General features: G+C 43.5%; 26 protein-coding genes. 1 reads left to right on the top strand and 25 read right to left on the bottom strand.

Features of this window, described 5'->3' with window-relative positions; translation table 11 throughout:
- Positions 1–16: 16 nt before the first annotated feature.
- The 25 genes from msrB to D1970_RS13595 all read right to left on the bottom strand — a co-directional run bounded on the left by msrB (position 17) and on the right by D1970_RS13595 (position 20,744).
- On the bottom strand, positions 17–451 hold the full coding sequence (msrB, locus tag D1970_RS13475; RefSeq protein WP_119113394.1) for a peptide-methionine (R)-S-oxide reductase MsrB: 435 nt from the start codon (positions 449–451) through the stop codon (positions 17–19).
- Entirely contained in the window at positions 441–986 is a 546-nt protein-coding gene (gene msrA, locus D1970_RS13480) for a peptide-methionine (S)-S-oxide reductase MsrA (RefSeq protein ID WP_119113395.1), read from the bottom strand. The genes msrB and msrA overlap by 11 nt, the downstream gene beginning before the upstream one ends.
- A gap of 217 nt (positions 987–1,203) precedes the next feature.
- The gene (locus tag D1970_RS13485) at positions 1,204–1,800 is read right to left on the bottom strand and encodes a YpmS family protein (RefSeq protein WP_119113396.1); all 597 of its coding nucleotides are present in this window, start codon (positions 1,798–1,800) and stop codon (positions 1,204–1,206) included.
- Positions 1,801–1,803: 3 nt separating this feature from the next.
- Positions 1,804–2,637 carry an SGNH/GDSL hydrolase family protein gene (locus D1970_RS13490; RefSeq protein ID WP_119113397.1) on the bottom strand — a complete coding sequence of 278 codons (834 nt, stop codon included), beginning with the start codon at positions 2,635–2,637 and terminating at the stop codon, positions 1,804–1,806.
- A 96-nt stretch (positions 2,638–2,733) separates the two neighbouring features.
- Positions 2,734–3,297 carry an SCO family protein gene (locus tag D1970_RS13495; protein WP_119113488.1) on the bottom strand — a complete coding sequence of 188 codons (564 nt, stop codon included), beginning with the start codon at positions 3,295–3,297 and terminating at the stop codon, positions 2,734–2,736.
- 80 nt (positions 3,298–3,377) lie between these two features.
- Entirely contained in the window at positions 3,378–4,220 is an 843-nt protein-coding gene (gene fakB / locus D1970_RS13500) for a fatty acid kinase binding subunit FakB (RefSeq protein ID WP_119113398.1), read from the bottom strand.
- 117 nt (positions 4,221–4,337) lie between these two features.
- On the bottom strand, positions 4,338–4,589 hold the full coding sequence (locus D1970_RS13505; RefSeq protein ID WP_119113399.1) for a DUF2535 family protein: 252 nt from the start codon (positions 4,587–4,589) through the stop codon (positions 4,338–4,340).
- A gap of 122 nt (positions 4,590–4,711) precedes the next feature.
- Positions 4,712–5,713, bottom strand: a complete 1,002-nt coding sequence (gene hypE / locus D1970_RS13510; RefSeq protein ID WP_119113400.1) for a hydrogenase expression/formation protein HypE — start codon at positions 5,711–5,713, stop codon at positions 4,712–4,714.
- The gene (gene hypD / locus D1970_RS13515) at positions 5,713–6,825 is read right to left on the bottom strand and encodes a hydrogenase formation protein HypD (protein WP_119113401.1); all 1,113 of its coding nucleotides are present in this window, start codon (positions 6,823–6,825) and stop codon (positions 5,713–5,715) included. The genes hypE and hypD overlap by 1 nt, the downstream gene beginning before the upstream one ends.
- Positions 6,809–7,033 carry a HypC/HybG/HupF family hydrogenase formation chaperone gene (locus D1970_RS13520; RefSeq protein ID WP_119113402.1) on the bottom strand — a complete coding sequence of 75 codons (225 nt, stop codon included), beginning with the start codon at positions 7,031–7,033 and terminating at the stop codon, positions 6,809–6,811. Before D1970_RS13520 ends, hypD begins: the two co-directional genes overlap by 17 nt.
- A gap of 1 nt (position 7,034) precedes the next feature.
- Positions 7,035–9,320, bottom strand: coding sequence for a carbamoyltransferase HypF (gene hypF, locus D1970_RS13525; RefSeq protein ID WP_119113403.1), 2,286 nt, complete (start codon positions 9,318–9,320; stop codon positions 7,035–7,037).
- The gene (gene hypB, locus D1970_RS13530) at positions 9,305–9,964 is read right to left on the bottom strand and encodes a hydrogenase nickel incorporation protein HypB (RefSeq protein ID WP_119113404.1); all 660 of its coding nucleotides are present in this window, start codon (positions 9,962–9,964) and stop codon (positions 9,305–9,307) included. Before hypB ends, hypF begins: the two co-directional genes overlap by 16 nt.
- Before the next feature lie 2 nt (positions 9,965–9,966).
- The gene (locus tag D1970_RS13535; RefSeq protein WP_119113489.1) at positions 9,967–10,320 is read right to left on the bottom strand and encodes a hydrogenase maturation nickel metallochaperone HypA/HybF; all 354 of its coding nucleotides are present in this window, start codon (positions 10,318–10,320) and stop codon (positions 9,967–9,969) included.
- Between the two features lie 11 nt (positions 10,321–10,331).
- Entirely contained in the window at positions 10,332–10,763 is a 432-nt protein-coding gene (locus D1970_RS13540) for a Rieske (2Fe-2S) protein (RefSeq protein WP_119113405.1), read from the bottom strand.
- Positions 10,760–11,254 (bottom strand): HyaD/HybD family hydrogenase maturation endopeptidase, encoded by a 495-nt coding sequence (locus D1970_RS13545; protein ID WP_374978555.1) that lies wholly within the window; start codon positions 11,252–11,254, stop codon positions 10,760–10,762. The genes D1970_RS13540 and D1970_RS13545 overlap by 4 nt, the downstream gene beginning before the upstream one ends.
- Complete coding sequence (cybH, locus tag D1970_RS13550) at positions 11,241–12,068, bottom strand: Ni/Fe-hydrogenase, b-type cytochrome subunit (RefSeq protein ID WP_119113407.1); 828 nt, start codon at positions 12,066–12,068, stop codon at positions 11,241–11,243. The genes D1970_RS13545 and cybH overlap by 14 nt, the downstream gene beginning before the upstream one ends.
- Positions 12,069–12,080: 12 nt before the next feature.
- Positions 12,081–13,805, bottom strand: coding sequence for a nickel-dependent hydrogenase large subunit (locus tag D1970_RS13555; RefSeq protein WP_119113408.1), 1,725 nt, complete (start codon positions 13,803–13,805; stop codon positions 12,081–12,083).
- Entirely contained in the window at positions 13,802–14,884 is a 1,083-nt protein-coding gene (locus D1970_RS13560; RefSeq protein ID WP_119113409.1) for a hydrogenase small subunit, read from the bottom strand. The genes D1970_RS13555 and D1970_RS13560 overlap by 4 nt, the downstream gene beginning before the upstream one ends.
- Before the next feature lie 290 nt (positions 14,885–15,174).
- Positions 15,175–15,942 carry a twin-arginine translocase subunit TatC gene (gene tatC / locus D1970_RS13565; protein ID WP_119113410.1) on the bottom strand — a complete coding sequence of 256 codons (768 nt, stop codon included), beginning with the start codon at positions 15,940–15,942 and terminating at the stop codon, positions 15,175–15,177.
- Positions 15,943–16,023: 81 nt separating this feature from the next.
- On the bottom strand, positions 16,024–16,227 hold the full coding sequence (locus D1970_RS13570) for a twin-arginine translocase TatA/TatE family subunit (protein ID WP_119113411.1): 204 nt from the start codon (positions 16,225–16,227) through the stop codon (positions 16,024–16,026).
- A gap of 166 nt (positions 16,228–16,393) precedes the next feature.
- Positions 16,394–17,659, bottom strand: coding sequence for a threonine ammonia-lyase IlvA (ilvA, locus tag D1970_RS13575; RefSeq protein WP_119113412.1), 1,266 nt, complete (start codon positions 17,657–17,659; stop codon positions 16,394–16,396).
- A gap of 130 nt (positions 17,660–17,789) precedes the next feature.
- Entirely contained in the window at positions 17,790–18,518 is a 729-nt protein-coding gene (locus D1970_RS13580) for a lysophospholipid acyltransferase family protein (RefSeq protein WP_119113413.1), read from the bottom strand.
- Between the two features lie 145 nt (positions 18,519–18,663).
- Complete coding sequence (locus D1970_RS13585) at positions 18,664–19,152, bottom strand: dihydrofolate reductase (protein WP_119113414.1); 489 nt, start codon at positions 19,150–19,152, stop codon at positions 18,664–18,666.
- Positions 19,149–19,943 (bottom strand): thymidylate synthase, encoded by a 795-nt coding sequence (locus D1970_RS13590; RefSeq protein ID WP_119113415.1) that lies wholly within the window; start codon positions 19,941–19,943, stop codon positions 19,149–19,151. The genes D1970_RS13585 and D1970_RS13590 overlap by 4 nt, the downstream gene beginning before the upstream one ends.
- A 99-nt stretch (positions 19,944–20,042) precedes the next feature.
- On the bottom strand, positions 20,043–20,744 hold the full coding sequence (locus tag D1970_RS13595; RefSeq protein ID WP_119113416.1) for an anthrax toxin lethal factor-related metalloendopeptidase: 702 nt from the start codon (positions 20,742–20,744) through the stop codon (positions 20,043–20,045).
- Between the two features lie 35 nt (positions 20,745–20,779).
- On the opposite strand from D1970_RS13595, the gene D1970_RS13600 reads away from it, so the two are divergent.
- The gene (locus tag D1970_RS13600) at positions 20,780–21,172 is read left to right on the top strand and encodes a GIY-YIG nuclease family protein (protein WP_119113417.1); all 393 of its coding nucleotides are present in this window, start codon (positions 20,780–20,782) and stop codon (positions 21,170–21,172) included.
- Positions 21,173–21,200: the final 28 nt, after the last annotated feature.

The raw sequence follows: 21,200 nt of genomic DNA on the forward strand, positions 1-21,200 counted from the left end.
CCTTTCTTCGTTCTCGCTATTTCGCAAAAAATTGCACAAACTCCTGGTAACCTTCTTCTTCCAGCTTTTCTTTTGGAATAAACCGAAGGGCAGCCGAGTTGATGCAATATCTTAGGCCATCAGGTCCAGGGCCATCATCAAATACGTGGCCAAGATGAGAATCTGCAGCATTGCTCCTGACTTCCTTGCGAACCATGCCATGGGTATAGTCGGCTTTCTCGACTATTTCAGTCCCGTCAACCGGCTTCGTGAAACTTGGCCAGCCGCAGCCGGCATCAAATTTATCCTTTGAACTGAATAACGGCTTACCTGAGACAATGTCGACATACAGACCTTCCCGCTGCTCATTCCAATATTCATTTCTAAATGGAGGCTCAGTTCCATTGTTTTGCGTAACCTTATATTGAATAGGCGACAATTTCAGTTTTAACTGCTCCTTATTATTTTCCACTCTGTTCCCCCCAGTGTTTCCGTATAAAAGAAGCCCGCCCTGATCCTTCCTGATAGGCGAGATATCTTTTCGGATTTTTTTTATAATAGTCCTGATGATAATCTTCAGCCGGATAAAATGTTTTCGCCGGCAGGATTTCCGTAACAATCGGCTTGCTGAAACGGCTACTTTCTTCAAGTTCCTTCCTGTATGCCTCAGCAATCATCTTCTGTTCTTCGTTATGGTAAAATACCGCCTGCTTGTACGAGTGCCCACGGTCATAAAACTGTCCTCCTGCATCAGTTGGATCAACTTGCTGCCAAAAAACTTTAACTAGCTCTTCATACGGGAAAACTTCTGGCTCAAATGTAATCTGGACTGCTTCATAATGGCCTGTCGTATCAGAACAAACTTCCTCATAGCTTGGATTTTCGGCAAATCCCCCAGTATATCCTGAAACAACCTTTACGATTCCAGGAAGCTGGTCAAATGGCTTTACCATGCACCAAAAGCATCCGCCTGCAAAAGTTGCATGTTCTGTCTTGTTCTCACCCATCCTGGACACCTCTCTTCTCATTCTTCTTTTCTATTCCCCATTGTACAGATTTTCATTCGAGGAAACAAAAGATTGACTGTTCTTCCATTATCCGAATATAGGTTCAATGATTGAACACTTAAACCCTAAAATAAAAAGCACCGGAATGATTCCGATGCTTTCTTGCTCTCATTTGCTGAAATACCGCACCAGGCGGATTCGTGTTTCAGCACGCTCACTATCTCTTAAACTCTGTTTTTGCTGGGACTTGCAAAGTGAAGGAAATGTTATCCTTCTGGAGGTCAAAGCGGTCTGCCCTTACCTTTACATCACCTTTCAGTTTAAGTTTTTGGAGCGAGATATAAACCATTTCCTCGTTAGGCTGAATATACACAAATTCGGGAAGATTGTAATTGTTCATCACCATTTTGAGCACATAGGATACTGGAAGATTGAGGCTTCCAACCGATATGTTTTTTTGCCTAAGGACTAGATCCCCGTTTTTCAGCGCTTTTGGCTCAAAGGTCATCTTCATATTAACATTCTCACTAAAAAGCGGCATTGTCCCATAAAGTTCCACTTCTTCCCCTAGGGCAACCCGGTAATCAATGGAACCAGCTTTTGATTCTTCTTCCAAATAATGATTCAGAACTTTATTCATATCACTTTTATTTGTCTTTACCTGCAGCTTGACACTTTCCTTCTTTTCATCAAGTTGACCTTGCCGGTACGCCATATCGTCTGCAGGGGCTGTTATCATAAAAAACAAAACACCGAGAGTTAATGCCACTATGCCCAGTAAAACAAAAAACGAGATTTTCCATTTATTTTTCATCCGTTAATTTTTCTCCCCTTTACCTGCCGTATATGCACGATCAGCAAGAAGTTTGATTGGCTTCCCTTCAAGGCTTGCATATACCCTGTCTGCGATCAGTCTGTAACCTTTATCATTGGGATGGAACTTGTCTGTATACAAAAGGTTTGTCTTGCTTTCCTGAAAAATATCCTGAATTCCGACAAAGTATGCATTGTCATACTTCCTGATCACTGCTTCTCCGGCCTTGTTCCAGCCTTCAACAACTTCATCCATTTCTTTTATATCTGAAAACCATACAAAGAAAGGATTATAAACACCAATCAGAACAATGGCAGCCTCCGGATTCAGCGTGTCTATATGATGAATGATGGATTCTACCCTAGTCTGGTAATCCGCCAGCTCTGCTTTGAAATCGTCCATTTCCAAGCTGTCAATATTCTGCTTGATTACCTTCATTAAATCATTTCCGCCTATTGTGACTAAAACGATATCCGCTTTTTTTATCTCTGCATCTACCTCGGGCTGCCGGAGCCTGCCGAGGAGCTGATCCGTCCGGTTTCCGCTTACCCCATAATTTCTTACCGTTACTTCTTTTACGCTTTGATCTTTCTCAAGCTTAACTGCAAGATACGGTAAATATCCCCCTCTGCGCCGGCTATCGCCAACTCCTTCGGTCAGGGAATCACCTGCCGCTACGACACGGAGTTTCCGGGGAAAAAAGGAAGGAGGAATGGATTTCTTCAGCTCAAGTGCCAATTCCTTCTTTGGGTTTAGCATTACCTTATCGGAACTTCCATATATTGAGCAGGAAGTTAAAAGCAGGAGCATTGCACACAGAAACGGAATTTTCCTCATCACTCCGCCCCCTCTTAGCCTATCAAATTACATTGTTGCTATGTATACTATCCGTTCTAGAACCTTCCAATGTTGAAAAAAGAGCCCTCTGGGCCCCTACTGCAATAATTTAATATCTCTGATGATATCCTCGAACGGAACATCATTCATTCCTGAATATGATTTCATGATTTTACCTTCCTGATCAACCAGGAAAAAATATGATTGGTGGATTACTTGGTCGCCTGTTTCAGGCTTTTTCACAAGAGTTTTGAAGCTTTCCATCGAAAACTTTTCAATTTCCTCTTGAGAATACCCCGTTAAGAAGGTCCAATTTTTCATATCTGCGTTAAACTTTTTCCCATACTCCGTCAACCGTTCCGGGTTATCAACGGTTGGATCAACACTGAAGGAGACAAACTCAACGTTCGTGATGCCTTCTTCTTTTATTTTATCCTGAAGCTTTAGCATATTCGCTGTCATTGGCGGACAGACTGTGTTGCAGTTTGTAAAAATAAAATCCGCAACCCATACCTTTCCTTCGAGGTCCTTCAAACCGTAGGGCTTTCCTTCCTGATTCGTAAACTTAAAATCCTTCACTTCATAGTTCAAAGGATTCTCTATCCCTTTTGAACCGCATCCTGATATGAGAAGAAGGAGGGAAAGAAGCATTACTATCATCCACTTTGCTTTCAACAAAAATCACCTGCTATCATTCTAGTCATTTTTTTGCATTCCGATAGCATTCAGCCCGGTTTGCCCTATTCGAAATAGTACATAAACCCGATAGCACCAATTCCCGTGTGAGTGCTTATAATTGGCGTCGTATCCTCAATGTCCACTTTACTGTATCCAGTCATTTCCATGATGGTGTCTTTAAGCCTGCTGGCAAGCTCAAGCCCCTCAGCATGCGTAAGTCCGACCCCTTTGATGACCTTTCCTTTTACATCCTCAGCAAATTGTTTCGATAAATACTTTACAACCTGGGAATGGCTTCTTGCTTTAGATACAGGATTGTACTCTCCCCCTTCAAGCGAGGCAATGGGTTTGATGTTTAAAAGGGAACCAATCATTGCTTTCCCTTTTCCAATCCTTCCTCCTTTCACCAGGTTTTCCAACGTATCCACGACAACAAAAAGTCTCGTTTGTTCACGAACAACAGCAAGCCTTGCAACAATTTCCTCAATGCTTCTTCCTTTTTTGGCCATTTCCGCGGCTTCTAACACCTGGAAAGCAAGTCCCTTGGAAATGAATCTGGAATCCACGACAGTGACCTTAGTCTGGGACATTTTAGCTGCACTTTCTGCCGAGCGGACAGTTCCACTCATTCCACCGGTCATATGGATAGAAAGAACTTCATAGCCTTCGTCCCCCAGTTCATCATACACCTTAAGAAACTCGCCTGAGGAAGGCTGGGAGCTTTTCGGCAGCTCTTCGGATTTTTTCATTTTCTCCAGAAATTCAATCGGTGTAATATCAACCCTGTCCAAAAAATGTTCACCGTCAATGGTGAGAGAAAGTGGAACAACAGTGATTCCGTACTCCCTGATAATTTCTTCCCCAAGGTCGGCGGTCGAGTCAGTTACAATTTTTATTTTGCTCACTTTATCACACATCCCTATTAAAACACTTCCCTGTCATTATACATGTTATTAGCTTTATTTTAAAAACAATAAGCCCAGGGCGAAAATAAGAGGTGCCGTTTAAACGGCACCCATGATTTAAGCATTATTCTTTAATTCGCTAGTTTTAAACACCTTTTCGTAATCAGGCCACCTTAATGATTTCTTCAAATAGTCCCTAAATGAATAGATCTTCCTAGCGTGTATTTCACTGTAAATGCTGGTAATCAATGTTTGCAAACGGACTTGGATCATAAAAAAATAAGGGCTTTCTTCCTGCAGAACAGGAATCTCAATGACTTTAACCTTCTGTCCAACAACGTTTTTGAACTCTAGGCTTTTGTATAACAAAATATCATCCTCTTTATACCCGTTTGATTATATTATAACCGATTTCCATTGCGAAATGTGTCTGATTATACGCATAATCTAATTTTTTCAATGCCTATCCTGCAGATACAAGGATATAAGAATCAGCAAATTCTAGGGAGCATCATTCCCGCAAGGCGGGTAAGGAGACGCTTTGAACCTAATGGAGTTTCAAGCAAAAGCTGCCCTTTTTCCGTACCAGTGACTTCGCCAATGACGGCAGCATCCTTTCCTTCCGGAAACTGCAACAAAATTTCCATCACTTTGTCCTTGTGTTCATTCGGTACGATTAATATTGCTTTTCCCTCGTTAGCAATATAGAGAGGATCAAAACCAATCAACTCACACATTCCATGGACTTCTTCCCTGACCGGGATACTTGATTCATTAAGAACAATGGTGAGAGAAAAATCCTCAGCAATTTCTACCAGCGTCGTTGCGAGTCCGCCACGTGTCGGATCCCTCATGATACGTACATCGTCAATTTCCTCGCATACTTTTAAAAGCATGGTGTTAAGAGAAGCACAGTCACTGTCAATAGGGACGGAAATCCCCAGTTCTCCCCGTTCCGCAAGGACGGCAATACCATGATCACCGATGGTGCCCGAAATGATGACAGCATCTCCTTCAGTAAATTGAAGGGACGGCTTTCTGCCATTTTCATATATTCCGATTCCAGTCGTATTGATGTACACCCCATCAGCACTTCCGCGCTCAACCACTTTTGTGTCTCCTGCGATGATGGTTACGCCCGTTTTTTTTGCTTCTTTTGCCATATCGGAAACGATAGCACGAAGGTCAGATATCTCAAAACCTTCTTCAATCACAAAACCGCATGTCAAATACAGAGGCTTTGCACCGCTTACCGCCAGATCGTTTACTGTCCCTGCAACTGCAAGTTTGCCAATGCTTCCGCCCGGAAAAAATACAGGCTTAATTACAAATGAATCTGTTGTCACAGCAATATCTCTTACCGGGATAGTGAGTGCCGACGCATCGAACATAGCCTCGTTATTATGGCCAAATGCCTCCACAAAAACACTTTTAATCAATCTGTGGCTGAGCTCACCGCCATCGCCATGCGCCAGGCTTATTCTCTTCTCCATCAGTTGCACTCCCTCATATATTGATAGTAAGCCGCGCAGCTTCCCTCTGCCGATACCATGCATGGCCCCACAGGTTTCATAGGATTACAGGCTTTTCCAAACAGCACACAATCAGTTGGATTAATGAGCCCCCTGATGACTTCCCCGCAGCGGCATTTTGTTTTTTTGGGCTCCCCCGGGTCTACCTTAAATTTTTTCTTCGCATCGAACTGGTCGAATTCCCTGCGTATACTCAAGCCGCTTGAAGGAATGCTACCAATTCCCCTCCACGCTTCATCGCACAAAGAAAAATACTTTTCCATTAATTGTTTGGCTACAACGTTTCCGCTTTTTGTCACAACTGAAGGGTGGTCATTGATGATCCTTGTATCTTTTGTAATGGCAATATCGAGAAGCTTGTATATCCCACTTAATAACTCAGCGGGTTCAAAACCGGAGATAACTCCTCCAATATTGTACTCCTCCGGAAGAAAGCTGTACGCTTCTTCACCAAGGACGATGGAAACATGGCCGGGCAAAAGAAACCCGTCAAGCATGACGTCCCCGCAATTAAGCAAATGCCTTAAAATAGGTTCAACCAGCTTTGTTGTCATCCAGATTGAAAAATTGCCCAGTCCTTTTTTATAGGCTTCTTCAACAAGAATGGCAAGGATGGGAATCGTCGTTTCAAATCCTATGCCAAGGAAAATGACCTCTTTGCCGGGATTTTCTTCAGCAATCCTGATTGAATCAACAGGTGAATAAACTACCCTGATATCCTTGCCGTTAATCTTTGCATCCATCAAGGACTGCCTTGAGCCAGGGACTTTCATCATGTCACCGAAAGTACAGATGATCCGCCCATCTCCTTCAGCAAGCGCAATCATGCTATCAATTGAATGCTGGTCTGTCACGCATACCGGGCATCCTGGACCAGAAATGAGACTGACATCCTCTCTTAACGCTTGTTTGACTCCCGATTTAGCAAGCGCCATTGTATGGGAACCGCAGACTTCCATGAAGGCAGGCTTCCGGCCATACAGGCTGATGAATTCAGCCGCCTTTTCCTTGACTGCCTGAAGTAGGGGCTTTAAAATTTCCGGATTCGAGGATTGTTTAAGAAGTTCTTGCATCAGTCAGCTTCCTCCATTCCTCGACGCTTTCTTTCGCATACTCTTCATCTATGATACTCATAGCCTGACCCGCATGCACAATGACATATTCCCCAACTTCCACCTCCGGGACAAAAATAATCCCTACTGTGGTCCTTGATCCCATAACATCCACAAGCGCTGAAAACTCCTGCTTCTCTATGACTTTGGCAGGCACTCCTACACACATACTATTTCCTCCTCTTTGCAGCAGCTACAATGAGCTGGCCATATGAAAGTCCGCCGTCATTACACGGTATGTTTTGATGGACATAGACTGAAAAACCTTGCTTTGTCAGCTCCTGCTGTAAGCGGACTGACAGATAGCGATTATGGAAGCTTCCTCCTGAAAGGACAACCCGCCTTGAACTGTCTCTGTGTTCAAGGGTCAAGATGTGCATAGCTTCAACAATGCTATTGACAATCGTTTCATGAAACTTCCTGCTGATGATGCTCTTTTCACTGCCGTTAAGGACATCTCTTGCTATCTCTTCCAGCATTCTCGTAAAATCAAAAATAAGCCTACCATCACTATTCCCCAGATAAAAAGGATAGCCAGCATCTGTCCAAATGTCTTCGTCTGCGAGTTCCCCCAGCCTGATCGCAGCTTCGCCATCATAGGTAGATACTGTTCCGATTCCGCACATAGCACTTACCGCATCAAACAGTCTTCCGCATGTTCCTGCTTCAACAGTATTAAATTTCTTTTCAATCATCATTTTCAGTATCGATATTTCTTTCCGCTTTTCAGGGAAAAGTTCCCCTGCCACCTGTTCTCCGTCACACCCAAGAAGGCTGATCAGCATTGCTGCGGCATTTCTCCAGGGTTCTTTTATCGCTTTGTCTCCGCCGGGAAGAGGTGTGTATTTTAAATGGCCTCTTCTTATAAAATCTCTTTCGTTTCCATAAAGGATTTCAAAACCCCAAATTTTTCCGTCCGTCCCCATCCCAGTTCCATCCAAAATGATTCCGTATGAATCTCCTGTGAGCTGGTTGTCAGCCATACAGGCTGCCATATGGGCATGATGATGCTGGACTTCGATGACTTCGCCAAAGCTGTAATCTCCTGCTATCCTTCTGCTGTTATACCCGGGATGGGCATCAATCACCGCTGTTAGCAGCGGGGTATCCACCCACTTACGGAGATGGTCCAGTTCAGTTTGGTAATGTTCGATTGTCTCAATGTTTTCAAGGTCGCCAATATGCGGACCCACAAAGATTTGTTCATTGCGTCCAATTGTAAAAGTTGCTTTCTGCTGCCCACCAAATGCAATAATCCCACTTACGTCGAAAGGAGCAACAAGTGGGTCAGGCACATAGCCTCTTGATCGTCGGATGAATTCCGGCCCAGATTCTGTCAACTGGAGGACGGAATCATCAACCGGATGAAGGATTGTCCTATTGTGTACGAGGATATAATCAGCGATTCCACCTAGATATTGGAATGCCTCTTCATCTTTGTAAAGTATAGGAAGGCTGGATGGATTTGCGCTGGTCATGACAAGGCAGCCTGAGTCCATTTCATCGAACAATAAGTGGTGCAGCGGGGTATATGGGAGCATCACACCGACTGATTTCATTCCTGGGGCAACCTGCTCTGCCAGATTGAATGATTTCCCCTTCCTTAAAATGACAATGGGGGCCTCAGGGCTCCTTAGCAGCGATTCTCCTCTTTCATCCATTTCAGCAAACCCTTTTATTGTCTCAATGCTTCCGGCCATCACTGCTAACGGCTTTATTAGCCGGTTCTTTCGCTTCCTAAGCATGGCAACTGCAGCGTCGTTCCTGGCATCGCAGCAAAGATGGTATCCTCCTAGCCCTTTTACTGCGACAATCAACCCTGTTTTAAGCATCTCGGCAGCCCGTTTGATCGCATTTTTCCCTGGAACTGCACTTCCGTCACTTCCAAACAGACTGACCTTAGGGCCGCATGTTGGACATGCTATTGGCTGGGCATGATGTCTCCTGTTCCTTGGATTATCGTATTCCGATTGGCAATCGGAACACATTGGAAAGACCTCCATTGATGTGAAAGGCCTGTCATATGGAAGTTCACTTATAATTGTATACCTAGGACCGCATTGTGTGCAGTTGATAAACGGATAATGGTAACGAAAATCATTCGGGTTTCTCATTTCTTCCAAACAATCATCGCAAACTGCTGAATCTATTGGAATAACAAGCATCGAGGAACCTTGCCGCAAACTTGGTATAATTTTAAATTCACTTGCACCAGCGGGGGTAGCTGTCTCTACTACTATTTGCTGAATTTTTGACAGCCGAGGAGCATTGGAGCGAATGCTTTCAATAAAGGATTCGATTTTAGCCTTCGACCCTTCCGCACATATATTTACCCCATCCATATTGTTTTGGACAGTTCCCTTGATGCCAAAGCACTCAGCAATCTGAAAAATGAATGGCCGAAAACCAACACCCTGGACCCTTCCCCTTACCTTGATATTTACTGCGGTTTGCATGCTGCCAAGGCTCCCTCAATCCATGTAAACCATGTGTCGAGTCCCTCTTTTGTCCTAGCTGATAGCTGAATCATTTTCGATTCCGGATTAATTCCCTGCAAATCTCCAATTGCTTCCTCCACATTGAAGTCAAGGTATGGTAGAAGGTCAATTTTATTAAGGAGGACGAGCTCTGTCCGCATAAACATTGTTGGATACTTTGGAATTTTGTCATTGCCTTCAGGAACACTCAATACGACAACTTTATGCTTCTGCCCTAAATCGTATCCCGACGGGCACACTAGATTCCCGACATTCTCAATAAACAAAATGTCTGTTTCATCAAGATCAAATTCCGGAAGCGTTGCTGCAACCATTCGGGCGTCGAGATGGCAGCCTCCATGTGTATTGATTTGGACTGCTTTAGCTCCAAGGGCCCTGATTCTGTCAGCATCCCTATCTGTAGCCAAATCTCCTTCGATTACTGCGATTCTGTATTTATCAGATAACCCCCTGACTGTTTCTTCCAAAAGCGTAGTTTTACCTGCACCGGGCGAGCTCATTAAATTGATAACAAGTGTGTTCGTATTTTCGAATAGCTCCCTGTTGTATTCAGCTGCCTTATTATTATTTGTTAATACATCCGTACGCAGAGTCACTTTCATTGTTATTGTCTCCCCTCATATGATAAAATCTGAAAAGTTTCTCCTGAAATAATTTTTCCGGAAGGCATACGGCAGACAGGACAAAAAGCCAGCTTTTGGTCAGGAATATATTCTTTTCCGCAGACGACGCACTCTGCCTTGGCTTCTTCACGGTGGATAACAAGAGCAGCACTATCTTCAAAAAAAACTTTATTTTGCTCTTTGAAAATCTCGAATGCCATATGAAGAGCATCTGGCAGGGCGTTACTGACATCGCCTACAATCAGTTCGACTTTCTGGATTTTCGAAATTCCCTTTTTGCCAGCATCCTCGTGGATCACATTTAATATATCGCCCATTAATGCCATTTCATGCATTTCCATCAGTCCTATTTTTTTAATAGAATCCTTTTGCAGCAAATCTGTAAGGAACCATCCTGTTCACGGACGGGGTATTCCTCAAGATAAAGGCTGCCTTCTCCCGTCAGAAAATTGTAATCTTTCTCGCATATTACACATTTCCCCGATGAGTATAGTGTTGAAAGAATAAGAAGATTGGAACATGCAGGGCATATTCCGCTGAATGCCCGCATGTTCCCTTCAGATTTGATCAATATTACCGGCTTGCCATTGATGAATTTCTGTTCAATAGGACTGCTTAATTCACCAGATGTACAAGCATGATGCCATTGCAGGCCAAGCGCTTTATCAGCAGCCCTTTCCAGTTTTTCCACATCTTCTGCAAGGAAAGGTTCGTAAACAGATCTCACTGTTTTGAATAAGCTGCTTTGCATTTCTCTAATAAAATCGAGCCTTTTCATGAAACCTCTCTCCAGCTTTTCACCTGGTCAACGATTGAGTCAACGAGTAGCGGCAGGTTTCTCCAATTATCTTCTGACATTTCAAGACCCAGCTCCAGTGAACTAGGCTGCATGCCTAACATAGCAATATGGGCTGGAAAGCGTTCCCTCAACTTGGCCGCAAGCAAAACCTCTTGGAAACCAAGCTGGTGAATGGACATTTTAATCCCGTAAAATGCGGGGATTTCGTCACCTTTAAGCGTAATGATTGTACCGCCAGGTTTCCCCGCATTGATTGCATCAATGATTATGAGGTACTCCGAGTCTTCAACCGGGCCCAATAACTTCATGCCATCGGTTGCCCCTTCTATGATTTCAACATCCGGGTCACCATGGAATATTCGTTCCAGAAAAGGTAAAGCGTGGACGCCAACACCCTCATCCTGGAAGAGGGTGTTGCCGATCCCCAATATTGTAATCTTTATATTCTTGCTAGGTTTACTGTTCATCATCTTCACCAACATGCTTCTTCGGTTCCATTTTATAGCCTGTTACAATGGAGGACATTGTGCCATTCCTTTGCAGATAATCTTCACGGAAGGCAAGATACACATGAATTACCGTGAATACCATAAATGCCCATGCAACAAGGTGATGCCATGACCTGACAGTGTAGCTGTCACCGCCAAACAAGAAAGGCACCCATGAAAAAAACATTTTACCGTAAATGGATTCTGGCTGCGGTTCAAAATACAGGAAGAACCCTGTAAAGATGATGACGACCGAACCAAGCCCCATAAAAAAGATGTAGCTTAACTGTGCCAATGGGTTGTGACCAATATAGTGCGGTTTCTTATGCTTAAAGAACAGATAAAACTTAATTGTCTCCCAAGTTTCCTTCCAAAAGATCACTCTTAAAGGGTTTGACATTGCATACCTGTTTCCTTTGAACACCCAGTATTGCCGATAGATCATATTGGCTGTGAAGATAAAGGCGCAAAAGAAATGGATATACCGGGCCCATCCCATAAAATAAGAGTAATAGGCATCTTCAGGTATGGAAGCACTTGCAAAAGGTTTGCCGATATAGATCCCCGTGATCATAAGAGTAAAGATTGCTACGAAATTCACCCAGTGCCAAATCCTGACCGGAAGTTCCCATACATAAATCTTCACATGGGTTTTAGTTACCGTTTCATACTTTGCAGCTCTGTGCTGCAAAAATGATGTTTCGCTATTCTTGCCTGGTTTTGTTCCTGTATCAGACTCTTTGCCGATGTCCGGAATAATGGGATTCTGGCCTGGATTAATATTTAAGTCCGACATGGTTCAGCCCCCCTATCCGATTCGGATTTCTGTCGAGTTTTTCGTTTCAAGGTCTGTTAAATGGACTGCGCATGCAAGGCACGGATCAAATGAGTGGATAATCCGCAGAATCTCAAGCGGCTGTTCCTTATCGAGCATTGGAGTTCCTTTGAGCGCTGCTTCATATGCTCCTATATTGCCGTTGTGGTCTTTTGGAGAAGCGTTCCAGGTCGATGGTACAACAGCCTGATAATTCTTGGTCTTTCCATCCTCGATTTCTATCCAGTGTCCAAGTGCTCCGCGAGGTGCTTCAAGCCAGCCGACACCTTTAGAAGATTTAGGCCATGTTTCAGGTTCCCACTTTGTCTTGTCAAAGGTAATCATATTACCGTTCTTAATATTCTTGAAAAGTTCATCCATATCGTTTCTCATCCAGTCGGTAACCAGGACCGATTCAATTCCGCGGGCCACGGTACGGCCAAGCGCGGATTGGAGACCCTCTATCGGCATTCCGAGTTTCTTAAGTGTATCGTCAACAATATTGACAATGTCCTCTTTTCCTGCCGCATAGCCAACGATCATCCTTGCAAGCGGGCCTGTTTCCATCGGCTTTTCTTTCCAGCGCGGAGCCTTTAGCCAACTGTATTTTGCATCCGTATCCAGCTGTTTAAACGGAGCTTTCGGACCAGTATAGTTGAAAGTCGTTTCGCCTTCCCATGGATGTTTTCCGACTCCGTTCTTTTCTTTCCCATCGTAGGAATACCATGAATGGTCAATAAACTCCTTGACATGGGACGGATCCTTCAAGTCGATATCATGGATTTCGTTCAAGTTTCCGTTAAGGACAATGCCTCTCGGGAATCTATAGTTTTTCGGTTCATAGACATTTGTTGTTGAAAAGTCCCCGTAGCAAAGATAATTATTCAAGCCTCCGCCATATGTCCAGTCCTTATAATAAGAGCCTATCGCAATCAAGTCTGGGATATAGACTTGGTTGACAAACTCCCTAGCCTGGTCGATGATCTGCGAAATATGGAGAAGCCGTTCGGCATGGATGCCGTTATCGCTGTTGATATCAATTGGTGTGGCCATTCCCCCGACAAGATAGTGCGGATGAGGGTTTTTGCCGCCAAGGATGGTATGTACTTTGACGATTTCCTTCTGCCAGTCCAGCGCCTCAAGATAGTGCGCAACCGCCATTAAATTTACTTCAGGAGGAAGCTTGTAAGCTTTGTGGCCCCAATAGCCATTGGCAAAGATGCCAAGCTGGCCGCTTTCAACAAGTTTCTTTATTTTATTTTGAACATCTTTAAAGTATCCTGGTGAAGACTTCGGCCAGCTTGAAATTGACTGGGCAATTTTAGAAGTTTCATTCGTATCTGCTTTAAGGGCACTGATGACATCAACCCAGTCAAGCGCATGCAGGTGATAGAAATGAACCACATGATCATGGAGAAAAACTGCCTGGTTCATAATTTCCCTTATTAAATGTGCATTTCTAGGTATCTTAATATCAAAAGCATCTTCAACGGAACGGACAGCGGCAAGGGCATGTGTCGAAGTACAAACACCACAAATCCTCTGGATATATGCCCATACATCACGTGGGTCCCGGTCCCTGACAATCAATTCAAGTCCGCGGACTGCCGTGCCTGAGCTATATGCCTTCTTGATGACGCCAGAATCATCAACATCCACTTCAACCCTAAGATGGCCTTCTATTCTCGTTATTGGATCAACTACTATTCTTTCACTCATTCGTGCTCACCCCGTTTGTCATCTAGTTTCTTTTTAATTACTGTCCCGGTTGCATGAATGGCGACACCTGCTGCAGTTAATGCAGTGGCAGCAAGTCCGACATTATCGGGGTTAATTGTTGTTTGAGTACCCGGTATCTTCGCTCTGCGGGTATAGAACGGGCCATTGTCCCAAAATCCTGCTTCGGAACAGCCAATACATGGATTACCTGATTGGATTGGATAGCTAATTCCGCCGTTCCAGCGCATTTCAGCACAGCTATTGTAAGTGGTAGGTCCTTTACAGCCTACCTTATAGAGGCAGTAGCCTTGTTTTGATCCCTCATCGTCAAAAGACTCGACAAAAAGGCCTGCGTCAAAATATGCACGCCGGTTACATTTATCATGAATGCGATGGCGATAGAATGCTTTTGGACGCCCCAAATGGTCAAGCTCCGGCAGCTGGCCGAATGTAATAATGTGGCCAATGACACCTGTCATGACTTCAGCAATTGGCGGACAACCAGGCACGAGTATAACCGGTGTATCCTTTACAAAACTTGTGATTGGCTTTGCCCCGGTAGGATTTGGGCCAGCTGCAGGAATTCCGCCCCAAGCGGCACAGCTTCCATAGGCAAGGATCGCTTTTGCACCCTCGGCCATTTCCTTGAAGGTTTCTTTTGCATCAACACCGCCGACAGTCAAATAGCCAGCATCTTCCGGCAGGCTTCCTTCAACAGCAAGAATATATTCACCCTTATAATTTTTAAGGACGTTTTTCATTGCTTCCTCTGCCTGATGCCCTGCTGCTGCCGATAATACCTCTGTGTACTCCAGTGAAATCATGTCTAAGAGAACGCTTTCAGCCTTAGGGTGTGTAGTACGGATAAAAGATTCCGAGCAGCCGGTGCAATCCTGAAGCTGGAGCCAGACTACCGGCACCCTTTCTTTCGTCTCCATTGCCTCAGCTACTTGATTAGACTGAGTAAAATCCAATCCCATTGTGGCTGCCAATGCTGTACACATTTTCAAAAAATCACGGCGAGAAACACCCTGATCAAGTGCAGCCTGCATTATTGTCTTCTTTGTCTTTGTAATCATCTCTCTATTCCCTCCCCCTATGCGGTTTATATATAATTGGTAAGGATTCACAACGAATGTACCATATCATTAAAGTTATCGTCCTGACTTTTTATAAATTGACACAAAGAATCCTTAATTCCATGATCACCCTTCATCTCGGAGTATTCCCATTAGAACAAGCTCTTGCTGTGTCTGCATCTTCCTATTCCTTTTCCTTTCCCTTTTCAGCTTGTTTAGGGGTTCTCCCCTATAAACAACCCAAAAAAAGCCAATAAAAAAACCAGGCTTTTGGCCTGGTTTTCTTATATTTATTCATCTTCTTCAATTATTGTATCATTTGATCCGAACTTTTCTTTCCATTCTTTTTCCTTTTTCAGTTTCCTGCGATAAACAATTTTTGAAAGGTTTATACTTATTTCATACAGGAACAGAAGCGGAATCGTTACAATAAAATCTGACATAAAGTCAGGTGGTGTAATAATAATAGCGATGAATACGAGCACAAAATACGCATATTTCCGAAGCTTCACAAGAACAAACGGATTGATGATGCCAAGTGATGTCAGGAACATGACTACGACAGGGAGCTCGAAAAGCACTCCGAAAGGAATGGTCATATGCATGATAAACCTGAAATACCTGTCGGCGGTGAAGTTCGTAACCATCAATTCTCCGCCTAGCTCGATAAGGAACTTCAGCACAGTCGGGAAAATAACAAAGTAGCCAAAGCAAAGCCCGACAATGAACAGAACAAACAGCGCAGGAATGTAGGAAAGGGAAATCTTTCTTTCGTTCGGTCTCAGCGCCGGCTTTACAAACAGCCATAACTGAATTGCTATAACAGGAATCGTTCCAGCAAAAGCAATGACCGTCGCGAGCATAAAGTAAACCCAAATAATATCGCTGGGCCCAAGGACAATCAGTTTAACATCGAGGTCCCTAACGAAAAAACTGTAAATTTCCTCGACATAAGCAAACCCCGCAATGAAAAAAACGAGAAAAGCGGCGACTGATATGATCAGCCTTTTTCTAAGTTCATCAAGATGGTCTATAATATTCAGCTCTTTATCTTCCATACATCTCCCCTGCCAAACATGGAAAAGCCAAGGCTTTCCTTTTTTCAAAAAAAAAGGTGTAAGACAAAGTCATCTCACACCTTATTTGGTAATTTTCGCAGCTTCTTTCTTTTCATCTTCAAATTCTTCCATTACGTCACTCGTAAGTTCACGCGTTGATTTTTTGAATTCGCGAAGTGTCTGTCCGAATGCACGCCCGATTTCTGGCAATTTCTTTGGCCCGAAAATAATCAAGGCAAGTACGAGGATCAGAATCAATCCAGGAACGCCGATGTTTGATAACATAGATCAACATCTCCTTCTCATTTTTGTAAATCTACCATGATTATATTGTATTTCTTTCTTCTTAGGTAGATATGCTGTGAATGTTCATAAGAAATTCACATTCTACCATGTCGACTGCTGATTTTATTATTCCGATACAATGATGATTCTAACGCTAAACACGAATTTACACAAGTAAATTAAACAATTGGTTATCTTTGTTTAATTCAATGTACGAGAAGCCCTTAATGGCCATCCTCTCTATTAGTCCATGGTAGTCCGTTTTTTCCCGAAGTTCAATTCCAACCAGTGCAGGGCCGCTGTCCTTGTTGTTTTTCTTCGTATATTCAAACCTTGTAATATCATCAGCAGGTCCAAGGACATAATCCAGGAATTCTCTGAGAGCGCCCGCCCGCTGGGGGAAGTTCACAATAAAGTAATAGAGCAGACCTTCATGGAGAAGCGACCTCTCCTTGATCTCCTGCATGCGTCCGATATCGTTGTTTCCTCCGCTGACCACACAAACGACTGTCTTTCCTTTAATCTCATCCTTAAGGCTGCCGAGGGCGGCAATCGGCAGGGCTCCGGCAGGCTCGGCAACAATTGCGTGTTCATTGTACAACTGAAGAATGGTTGTACATACTTTTCCTTCTGGAATAACAATAATGTCATCTACCAGCTCTTTGCAGATTTCGAATGTTTTCGTACCAACGCATTTAACGGCTGCTCCGTCAACAAATGTATCTATTTGTGACAGAAGACTGACATGCCCGTTTTGCATCGATAACTTCATGGATGCTGCTCCTGCCGGCTCTACTCCAATTATCTTTGTTTGCGGCGATACACTATTAATATATGTGCTGACTCCTGCCATCAGCCCGCCCCCGCCAATTGATCCAAGAATGAAATCTACGGGCTCTTCACAATCATTAAGGATTTCAACCGCAACAGTCCCCTGTCCGGCAATCACCTTTTCGTCATCAAAAGGGTGAATAAAGGTCCGTGATTCTTCTTGCGAACATACAACTGCCATATTATAGGAATCGTCAAATGAATCGCCTGTAAGGATAATTTCTACATAGCCTCTGCCAAACATTTCAACCTGGCTGACTTTTTGCACCGGAGTTGTGGCAGGCATGAAAATTTTCCCTTGGACTCCCATCTGCCTGCAGGCATATGCCACTCCCTGCGCATGATTACCCGCACTAGCACACACAATCCCGCTTTCAAGCTCTTTGCCAAGGAGCTTCATAGAATAGTAGGCTCCTCTTAGCTTAAATGAACGAACGTGCTGCAGATCTTCACGCTTCAAGTAAATATTGCATTCGTATTTTTCTGACAAGCGTTCATTTTTCTGGAGCGGGGTATGCGCGACAATCTCCTTCAGATGCCTGTATGCTATCAAAATATCCTCTACCTGCACCAACTTTTTCGTAACGGTTCCTGATTCCATACAGCACCTCGCCTTTCCTGTTTTTATTAATTCGTACATTATAACATGAAAGGTGATCGTCCGTTTAAATTTTTAAAATATTTAAAAAGCAAGATGGATTCATCCTGCCTACACGCTAAAGGGGGATATATTACGAAGCTGCAGCTTGCTCGTTTCGGGATTTAATGATTGTTTCCTTTATTTCGGCTGCCAGTTCCTTAAGGTCCTGATTCTTGTAATTATCAAACAAAATTGGCTCGCAAATAGTTAGACTGATGTTTGCAGGTTTAATCAGCCTTCCGTTTTTCTCAAACAAGTCCGATGTTCCCTCGATCGATATAGGAATAATTGGCACTCCTGCGTCTTTTGCAAGTCTGAGGCTTCCTGATTTAAATTCACCGAGAGCCCCCCCTTTACTCCTTGTCCCTTCCGGGAAGATGACAAGCGAATGGCCATTTTTGAGGAATTCGCTTCCTTCCCTGATGGATTTGATTGCCTGCCGCCTGTCTTTTCGGTCAAGAAACACACAATTCATGATTTCCATCCATGAGGAAAGAATTGGCACCTTTTTCACTTCGATTTTAGAAATAAATCCAAACGGCTTTTCTATAAAACCAAGGAGGACCGGTACATCAAAATCGCCTTCATGATTACTAACAAATAAAACGGGACCATCAATAAGAAATTCACTGCCCCTGACATTTACTTTTGCACCTGTTAACTTCATGATATTGCGTGACCAGCGGTAGGGTACTGCATGAATAATCCTGTCCTTTTTTGACGCAGTCATTTCGGGAAGGGACTGCATCCTTTTAAGATTCGGAATACTATAAATTAGGTACCCAGCTATATAAATAAAACAAACGATTAATCTGAGCATACTTTTCCTCCTTCTTTTCGACCCAAACTATTATAACTGAATTCAGGCCCGGCAGCTTACGGTTCTTTGACTTTTTCGTTACGGAAACCCTTCGAAATAAAAAATAGCCCCTCCCTGACTGGCGTACATCAGGATGGGGCCAACCTTAAAATTTCCGGGTGTATATCAGGAATTCATAGTCATACGGATTTTTATCATCCCTGATCCCTTCTTCTCTAGACATGAGTTCCCATTGGGAAAGGTCAAATTCAGGGAAATATGTATCTCCCTCGAATGTATCGTGGATCATCGTTATAATCAACTTGTCAGCATAAGGGAGAATTTCACAGAAGATTTCCGCCCCACCAATGACAAATACTTCCCCATCGGTTCCAGCCGCTGAATCCAGCAGCTCATCTACGGAATGCAGGACAGTGCAGTTTTCACTGGCGTACTCCATATTTCTGGTAATAATAATATTTTCTCTGTTGGGAAGCGGCCTTCCAATCGATTCATGCGTTTTCCGGCCCATTGCCACAGGATGCCCTGTTGTTATCCTTTTAAAAAATTTCAAATCCTCCGGAAGATGCCAGGGAAGCTGGTTATCCTTCCCGATAACCCTATTTTCATCCATTGCCCACATTAATGAAATCAAACGCTAACCACTCCTTTTATATGAGGATGAGGGTCATATCCTTCAAGTGTGAAATCTTCAAATTTAAATCCAAAAATATCCTTAATATCAGGATTTAACTTTATAATCGGCAGCGCGCGTGGTTCCCTGCCCATTTGAAGTTTGACTTGATCAAGATGGTTCGTGTAGATATGGGCATCTCCAAGTGTGTGAATGAATTCGCCAGGCTCATAGCCAGCTGCCTGTGCCACCATCATCGTGAGCAGGGCGTAGGATGCAATATTAAATGGAACACCGAGGAAAATGTCTGCTGACCGTTGATAGAGCTGACAAGATAATTTCCCATCCGCCACATAAAATTGGAAGAGGCAGTGGCAAGGAGGTAAAGCCATATTCTCTACATCCGACACATTCCAGGCACTTACAATCATTCTTCGTGAATCAGGGGTGTTACAAAGCTGATCCATAAGACTAGTGATTTGGTCGATACTTCCCCCATCTTCGGTTGGCCAGGACCGCCATTGATGGCCGTAAACCGGGCCCAGTTCGCCATTCTCATCAGCCCACTCGTTCCATATTCTCACACCATTTTCCTGAAGGTAGCCAATATTTGTATCGCCCTTGAGGAACCACAGCAACTCATGGATAATACTCTTCAGGTGAAGTTTTTTTGTTGTAAGAAGAGGAAAACCCTCGCTTAAATCAAATCTCATCTGGTATCCAAAAGTACTGATAGTGCCTGTCCCAGTTCGGTCTTCTTTGTGCGCACCTTTTTCAAGTACATGCCTGCATAAATCTAAATACTGTTTCAACCAAAGACCTCCTTAAAATAAAAACATCTTTTCTTATTCTACAACAGCATACAGTCAAACGAAATATGTGTTTTATACGCTGATCTTCCGCAAAAAAAACTATTGTAATTCATATATATAATCATAAGTATGGGGAGCCGCAGCTTTTAACAGCTGCCGAGCATTGGGACTGGAATAATACATGGCGAATGCTTCGGCGAAATATTCCTCCTGATAGTTAAGGAAATAGCTTCTTCCCGGGAAGAGCCGATTTTTTTCCTGTTCCCAGAGCGCAATAAACTCACGATCTGATCTGATTCCATTGTACACGTGCTGATCAATCGTATGAGCCAGTTCATGCAGTTCAAGATTTACCGACCCATGGCTTTTCCCTTTATCGCTGCTGCCGATTTTTGCAAGCACCAGTTTGGAGCCGCCCATTCCTGGCACGTCATCCCATGTTTTTCCTGATACGTAACCACGAGGACTGGTCCCATCAAGCTTCCTCGCTGAAGGATTCTCTGTCAGCTTTCCTTGGAACAGCTTTAATTTAATTCCTTTTTTCACCATTTTATCCAACAAAGGTTCCGGCAAACCTCCGATTCTTGAGGCCATTTGGGCTGCTTCTTTTTGGTCGAATGAGCCTTCCGGCAAAAGAATCACTTCCCCAAGAAGATGGATGGACTTGCCATCAAGAGAATTGTACAATACCGAATGACTGGGAAAATCTTTTAATAAAATCCCATTAACATCTGCGTGCAGGCTGCCCGGAAGCATAAAAGCGAGTACAGCAACAAGGAGCAAAATTTTCATCATGCGCATCCTGTCATCAACCTACCTTTCAGAGAGGTCTCACAATGGAAATACAATTCAATGAATCTCATATTCTATACAGCATCCACTTGTACGTTGAGAACAACCAAAAAATTATAATTGGCAAAAAAGGAAGCTATAGCTTCAATCGGGGGCTCTATATTTATGTGGGAAGCGCCAAACGCAATATCCTAGCAAGAATCAACCGGCATATGAAAAGAGAAAAGCCTTTCCGCTGGCACTTTGATTACCTTCGCCCACACGGGAATATCGTCAAAATTATAACATATGATTCCTCATATAAAGAATGTGAGTTAGCTGAAAAAATCAGGAAAGAAACAGGCGGACTCCTCCCTGTCCCGGAATTTGGGTCTTCGGACTGCCGCTGCCCCTCGCATCTCATTTATATTGCCGATCCGCCCATTTCAAAGCATTAAATGCTAAACAAATAATCACGGAAATTTA

Origin of the sequence: Mesobacillus zeae, assembly GCF_003570705.1 — a bacterium.
Classification (GTDB): Bacteria; Bacillota; Bacilli; order Bacillales; family Cytobacillaceae; genus Mesobacillus_C; species Mesobacillus_C zeae.